Raw genomic sequence first — 6,799 nt, forward strand, 5'->3', positions numbered from 1 at the left:
TTCTTGTATCCACTCAGCACGGCAGTGCGAGTGGTGCTTTGAGCTCAGGGAGGACTACTGCCGAGAACAACCTCAACGAGTCGAGAAGCACGTCGATCGGCATCCCGGGGAAGTGCATTCGGAGTATCCAGTGATCACACGCGAGTTGCTGCTGATGCCGGGCGAACTCCTCGATCAGGGTCTCCGGGCTACCGATCAGCATGCGGTCACGACCGAAGTCGCGTAGCGATTCGAGGTCGGACGTGCTCGAACCCGCATTGGCCACATACGTGCCGTCGGCTGCGATGGTCGGGAGTTTCATGAACTTCCGGTACTCGGCGAACAGCACAGATAGATACGGAGCTGCGAGCTCCCACGCCTCATCGTCTGTCTGCGCGCAGAAGCACTCACGTACGATTGGCAGAGCCACGGAATCCTCGGCAAAACCGGAGTCCCGCAAGGCATCCAGATGAATCTTCCGCTGCCTCGCGGCGATGGGTATCGGCGCGCCGGACAATGGAACCGTCAAGCCGAGCGCGCCTGCGCGCGCCAGCCCCAGTCTCTTTTGAGCACCCATCCAGATGGGAACCTTCGACTGGACGGGCACCGGCCTAACCTTCACACCCCTGAGGCTGTGGACGCGTCCGTCGAAGTCGAATTCCTCCCCCGCGAGAGCACGGCAAACGATCGCCACCGACTCGACCAGGTGTGACACCTTGAGCCTCGACTCGATGCCGAACCGGTCGAATTCCTCTTGGCGGTAGCCCATCCCGACGCCGAGGATCACACGACCGTTCGAAAGATTGTCCAGCGTCGCGACATCCTCGGCCAGCTTGACCGGGTTGTAGAACGCGGGAAGTGCAACCGCGCTGCCGATCCGCAACCGGGTCGTCGTGGCGGCCGCCGCGGCACTCACGATCAGTGGAGAAGGCACCTCACCGAGGTCGCTACCGTGATGTTCGGTGAAGAACATCGAGTCGAAGCCGTACTCCTCCGCCAGCACCGCGAGCCTCGGCACGGCCGAGAATAGTTCAGCTGATGTCACCGAAAAGCCTGGCGCGGATTGCAGGGCGAAGAGCAAACCGACGTTCGTCGAGCGCATCAAGCTTCCCCACCCCTCGAACCAATCGCGTAACGCTGGTGGATCACTGTGGTCTCCGATCGATACACGCCCGGTTCCGCAACACCTGTGGCGGCACCGAGCCCAATCAACAATAAGAGACGATACGTCCCAAAATCAAGAGCGGCGGCGACTTCAGGAAGAAGCCGCCGCCGCATTTGCCGGCGCTCGGTCACTCACCAACCGACTACCGGAAGTCCATCCAGTGGCCGTGCGCGGTCCACCCCAACCGGAATGGAAGCTCGATACGCGCGATAGGCCCGACGGTGATGTCCTGTGTATCGAAGATCAGATACTCGCCGCGGTTCTCCGCCCACCAGGACACCGGCACGATCAGGTACCCGTCCCCCTCTGGCGAGCCCTTGTGCCGAGGCGCGAAGGTCGCTTCGAGAACAGCGGCCGGCTGGTCTGTCCGGATCACATATTCTTGGTCCGACAAGGTCGTCATATCGGTGACCACGAGACTGTTCATCGACATGCCATTTCGCTTGTTCACCCCACCGACCTGATACCCCCACTTGTATCCACGGCCGTAGAACCGCTCGTCGACCTTCGGCAATTCCGACGGCCGGTCCGACAATGGCTCCGACTTGGTCGCTCCGGTGCTCAGGTCCACCGACCAGCGGCCCAGCTGGCTCTTGGCGATGCTGAAGAACAACGCCACATCGTCCCCGTCTGCGAAGTCCTGCTCGAACGGAAACGGAGGTCGATTGAAAATCGGCGCGTCCAACGTAAGCTGGTTCCCCACGATGTTCGCCGACATTGTGTGCATCACATACTGCGGATCCACATCCATGGTCACCCAGCGGATATCGGCATGGATATCGGTACGTGAGATGAGTCCGAGAACAATCGGCAGATCAGGCTCCCAGGCATAGATCCCGGTGCCCCGTTCGATCCGCGATTTGTCAACGAGAAACGGCTGGAACGGCAGCACCACATGCTCTGGTGTCAACCAGATGTCATGCGCCACAGTATTGTACGGCGCATCCCACACATCGCGAGAGTCGACGCTACCGTCGACATGCACGTAATGCATCGTCACGTAGGGCTTCGTATCCCGGTAAGTCAGGCCGTACAGCGTCCCGGTCTCGTGATCCCACTTCGGATGTGCGGTGAATCCTGCGTCACCGAATGCCGCCTTCTCGTGGAGCCCGGCCGACAGCTTCGAAGACCACGGCACGATTCCGACGGTGTCGAGCGTCAGCGGATCGATCGCGATCGGCGCACCAACCGAGTCCGCTGTCGCAATCATCTTCCCCGCGAACGGAAAGATGTTCACGTTGTTCGTGCCCTGCGGCACGCCAGAGGTGAAGCGATCACGCTCTACCGTCCCCAAGCCGAAGGTCCGCCAGTCATCCCAGCAACCATCTGCCCAACTGAACATTCCTTTGCCGTGCTTCTCTTCGAGAAGATACTTGGGTGTACGGATCCACCTGTTTCGAAAGTCAGCCCGCCCGTTATCAAATGTGATTCCCTGTACCATCCCGTCGATGGCCAGCAGCCCATTCGTGCCTTGCTTGGTCGGCCGTTTCCACGTCGGCCCGGTCCGATAGAAGCCACCGGCAAGATCCTTGGGAATCTCACCATGGGATACGATGCATTCCTCGACCGTTGCTTCGAACCGCATCGGCTGGAATGGCCCCTTCAATCGGGTGTCCGACGGAATCGGATAGCCCATCAAACTCACTCCCTGTCCTCGATACGCATTGCCAAATCCGGCATGACCTTATTACTGGCTCAACCTGATAGGCGCTACTTACGGCCCAGGTTGTACCGTTCGATATATCCCGAGCTCATCACCGGGAGGTGCCCGAATCCGATGCGGCCATCGATCGTCACCCGAGCCGGCTGCTCGCGGTGCCCAGGGAAGTACGGCGCGCCCTGACGAGTGACCTTGCCCGGGATCGATAGATCAACGACGTCGTGTTCGATCAGATCCCCGCGAACGACGCCGACGCCCTTCGAATCTTCGTAGCCGTTCTCGTACCCGGTGCCTCGATATGCCCAGGCGCTCTGCAGCGCCTCCGCGTCCATGCCAAGGACAGATCCGTCCTCGAGAACGAGGTCGTAGTGCAACCGAGTCCAGTCGCGAGTTCCGGGGATGAACTCGATCTGATGGTCCACCCGTGCGATCCGCATCGAGGGCCGACCGTCCGATGCCGGATAGAACACCTCGCCATCGAAATGCTTGACGTTCCCGCTGGCATCCTCACGAAGCTGAAAATGGACGCACAGTTCGTCCGTCGTGGCGAAGGTCCACAGCCACAGCAGTGTCTCTCGTCTCCGCCCGTTCGCGGGCTCGAATCCCCCAACATCCGGGCGAACTCCCCATGAGTGGTCTCGCACACCCCACCAGTCGCGGGCCTCGAATCGCTCACCGTCGACTTCCAACCAACCGGACCACGAACCGATCTGGTCATATCGGTTCGTGTCTTGTACCACGCGTCCGTCGTTGAAGGTGTAATGCGGGGCCTCCAGATAGACCGGGTACACACTCCGCCACTCGAGTTCAGCCGCGATCGGGTAGTCCCCGGGCTCCAGCGAGACACGGAGGTGTTCATAGGGTTCGAGCACATCGATCGAAAGCGGGCCGACACTAGCTCGCATATCGTTCTCCAACATACGAGACACCCGAACATTCTTCTGCTGCCGCGCGCGCTGGACCACCATGAATCCATCCGCGACGCCCATGTTCTTGTAGGTGCCCATACCCGCCAGCATCATCACTTCGCCGTCGGAACTGATCGCCTCGAACCAATGCCGGTCGTAGAACCGGTGATCTGTGGTGCCCGGAACCCGGAATGGCTGCGACGTCTGATGGTTCAGCTGCTCGTCCATCGGACCCAACAACGACATGACCGAACTCTCCTTGTGCTTACGGCGGGATGTATCCGACTACTTGAGGCCGAGCTGCTTCAGCAGGTCGAGGTTGTTCCAGAAATCGCGGTTGCGCACGATCTTGCCGTCCTTCACGCGCGCAATAGACGCGCCTGGAACGGTGAAAAATCGCCCGGTCGCCGGCATACCCGGCAGATCATGGTCATGAATCCCGCCCATGTGCCAGGAGATGCCGAAGCCCTCGTCGGTCGCGTAACAGGTATCGACAATCCAGCGAACCTCGAGCGCCCCCATCGACTTGAGATAGAACTTCTTGACCTGTTCGATGCCGTAGTAGACCTGGTTGACCGCGGTGTCCTCATAGACGATGTTGTCCGCGTAGAAGGCCCACACCTGCTCAGGATCACCTGAGCCGATCGCTCGGACATAGCCCTTGACCAGCGCTTCGGTCTCCGGATGGTTCGGCATCGAACCTGCCTCTCATTGCTCGTCCCAAGCCTCACCGAGGCGGGCACTGGATTATTTTGATCTTCGTCGTCTCAATATACTCGGCGACCGCGACCCGTCAACTGTCGATCGCCGAGGCCGATTGGCACCGGCTGCGTGCTCAACCACCCCGTCAGCGCCTCACCGAGGAGTGATCGTTCACGCCCTTTTCATAGATCCAGAACAAGAGTCTAGCTGCTAGACACACCGATGGAACACTGTTAGCTTCAGGTCAGGTGCCACTTCCCACGAAGCCGTCCACATCCTCGACGGTACTCGATCTCAGGTCTCAGAACGATTGCTAACACGCCTCTGGACTTCACGAGACAGCGAGCCAGCGTCGAAAATCTCGGGTCGCGGCTTCGTCGACGGCCCTCACCGGCCTGCGCGTCGGCCGATCGGATTCAACACAGGAGCGAACCATGGACACCACACCTACAGCTGGCCCGCTGGCCGGACTGCGCATCGTGGAACTGGCGGGAATCGGCCCCGGTCCCTTTGCTGCGATGCTGCTAGCGGACCTCGGCGCCGAAGTCGTCCGAGTCGACCGCCCCGACGGCGGCGGGAGTGTGATTCCGCCCCATCTCGACGCGCTTCGTCGCAGCCGAAAGTCAGTTGTGCTGAACCTTCGCACCGCTGATGGAGTCGCAGCCGTACTCGATCTGATCGAGAGCGCCGACATCCTTATCGAAGGCTTTCGGCCCGGAGTAGCGGAGCGGCTCGGTCTGGCACCCGAGGTTTGCTGGGAACGGAACCCACGGCTGGTTTACGGTCGGATGACCGGTTGGGGCCAAACAGGCCCCTTGGCAGCGACTGCGGGCCACGACATCTCTTACTTGGCACTCACCGGCGCGCTACACGCGATGGGCCGCGCCGGCGAAGACCCAGCCGTTCCGCTCAACCTTGTGGGCGATTTCGGCGGGGGGTCCCTCTACCTGGTCGTCGGAGTCCTGGCCGCGGTATTCGAGGCCGCCCGCTCAGGCAAGGGACAGGTCGTCGACGCCGCGATCGTCGACGGCGCAGCGAGCCTGACTGCTGTTCTGCACGGGATGATGGCCGCCGGCATGTGGCGTGACGAACGTGGAGTCAACGAACTCGACACCGGACGGCCTTGGTATGACGTATACCGAACGTCCGATGCACGGCACGTCGCCGTCGGCCCGATCGAGCCCAAGTTCTATGCCGAGTTCATGACACTGCTGGGCCTGGATCCTTCCGAGCTCGACCGCTTCGCACCCGAGTCGTGGCCGACGATCCGCAAACAGGTGGCGGACGCCTTTGCTACCCGCACCCGCGACGAGTGGGCCGTAACATTCGAGGGCACGGACGCGTGCGTCTCCCCGGTACTCAGCCTGACCGAGGCGCCCGGCCACCCGCATCTCGCGGAGCGAGGAACCTTTGTAGAAGTAGACGGTGTCCTCCAGCCCGCTCCCGCGCCACGATTCAGCCGTACTCCTGCGACAGTTCAATCCAACCCCTCACTTCCGGGGTCCCATACCCGAGAAGTACTCGAGCGCTGGGGTGTGCGTGACGTGGAAGGCCTCCTGAAGTCTGGTGTTGCCGTTCAGAGCGACGCCGCTGACTCGTAATCGGCTGTATCTCAGGTCATTCCGGCTCATCGCCGACCGTCGGCAGCCGGGGGTCAAAAATATTTTGAGATTTTCCGTCCAGCTATTGCTTACGGTGACCGGCATCACTACACTCAGAGCCATCGCGATCGCGATTCAAATGAACATCTGTACTTGCAATATCGCGTCGCAGATGTTCGAACTCACTGAGACCACAACGAAGAGGAATGATGAGTGATCTCAAGCCCGAGGACGTCGTTCGTAGCTTCTACGCCGATTGGGACACCCTTGGCTTTCGTAAGTCCTACGAAAAGCACCTGCACCCCGAGGTAACTGTCGAAAATACGGGATTCCCCGACTGGCACGGGCGAGACTTCGTACTGCAGATGCTCGACATCTACATGGACGCATTCCAGCGACCGTTCGGTCGAGTCGAGATTCTCAACATGGCATCGAACGGTAACGTGGTCCTGACTGAACGCATCGAGCACAACGAGAATCGGGAGACCGGTGACACCTACAGCGGAAAACTGATGACTACCTTCGTCATCGAGGACGGGCTTATCAAGCGCTGGGCCGAATACTACGACCCGGCTCCCTACAAGTTCGGCGCCGCAGTTCCGTTGGGGCAGTCTGGCTACAAGGCAAAGCACGCCAGCTAGCTTCTGTGTCGAAGTGAGTTGAGGGGTGGGGGCGGGGGGGGCGGGGGCCCCGCCCCCGGGGTTTCCGCGGGGGCGGGGGGCGGGGGGGGGGGGTGCGTCGATGTAGGGGGTGAGTTTCTGGAGTTCGCCCCAGTCTCGGGTCC

General features: G+C 60.9%; 6 protein-coding genes. 2 read left to right on the forward strand and 4 right to left on the reverse strand.

Features of this window, described 5'->3' with window-relative positions; genetic code table 11:
* Positions 1-13: 13 nt before the first annotated feature.
* The 4 genes from ACFXIV_RS42865 to ACFXIV_RS42880 all read right to left on the reverse strand — a co-directional run bounded on the left by ACFXIV_RS42865 (position 14) and on the right by ACFXIV_RS42880 (position 4,408).
* Entirely contained in the window at positions 14-1,081 is a 1,068-nt protein-coding gene (locus tag ACFXIV_RS42865; RefSeq protein ID WP_379403544.1) for an LLM class flavin-dependent oxidoreductase, read from the reverse strand.
* 205 nt (positions 1,082-1,286) lie between these two features.
* Positions 1,287-2,780, reverse strand: coding sequence for a carotenoid oxygenase family protein (locus ACFXIV_RS42870; protein ID WP_379403562.1), 1,494 nt, complete (start codon positions 2,778-2,780; stop codon positions 1,287-1,289).
* A gap of 74 nt (positions 2,781-2,854) precedes the next feature.
* On the reverse strand, positions 2,855-3,940 hold the full coding sequence (locus ACFXIV_RS42875; RefSeq protein ID WP_379421441.1) for a hypothetical protein: 1,086 nt from the start codon (positions 3,938-3,940) through the stop codon (positions 2,855-2,857).
* 57 nt (positions 3,941-3,997) lie between these two features.
* Positions 3,998-4,408 (reverse strand): ester cyclase, encoded by a 411-nt coding sequence (locus ACFXIV_RS42880; protein WP_379403542.1) that lies wholly within the window; start codon positions 4,406-4,408, stop codon positions 3,998-4,000.
* A gap of 440 nt (positions 4,409-4,848) precedes the next feature.
* Here ACFXIV_RS42880 and ACFXIV_RS42885 point away from each other — a divergent pair, with 440 nt between their 5' ends.
* Positions 4,849-6,015 (forward strand): CaiB/BaiF CoA transferase family protein, encoded by a 1,167-nt coding sequence (locus ACFXIV_RS42885; protein ID WP_379403541.1) that lies wholly within the window; start codon positions 4,849-4,851, stop codon positions 6,013-6,015.
* 209 nt (positions 6,016-6,224) lie between these two features.
* On the forward strand, positions 6,225-6,656 hold the full coding sequence (locus ACFXIV_RS42890) for a nuclear transport factor 2 family protein (protein WP_379403540.1): 432 nt from the start codon (positions 6,225-6,227) through the stop codon (positions 6,654-6,656).
* Positions 6,657-6,799 lie beyond the last annotated feature (143 nt).

The sequence above is a fragment of the Nocardia sp. NPDC059236 genome, from assembly GCF_042754085.1.
Classification (GTDB): Bacteria; Actinomycetota; Actinomycetes; order Mycobacteriales; family Mycobacteriaceae; genus Nocardia.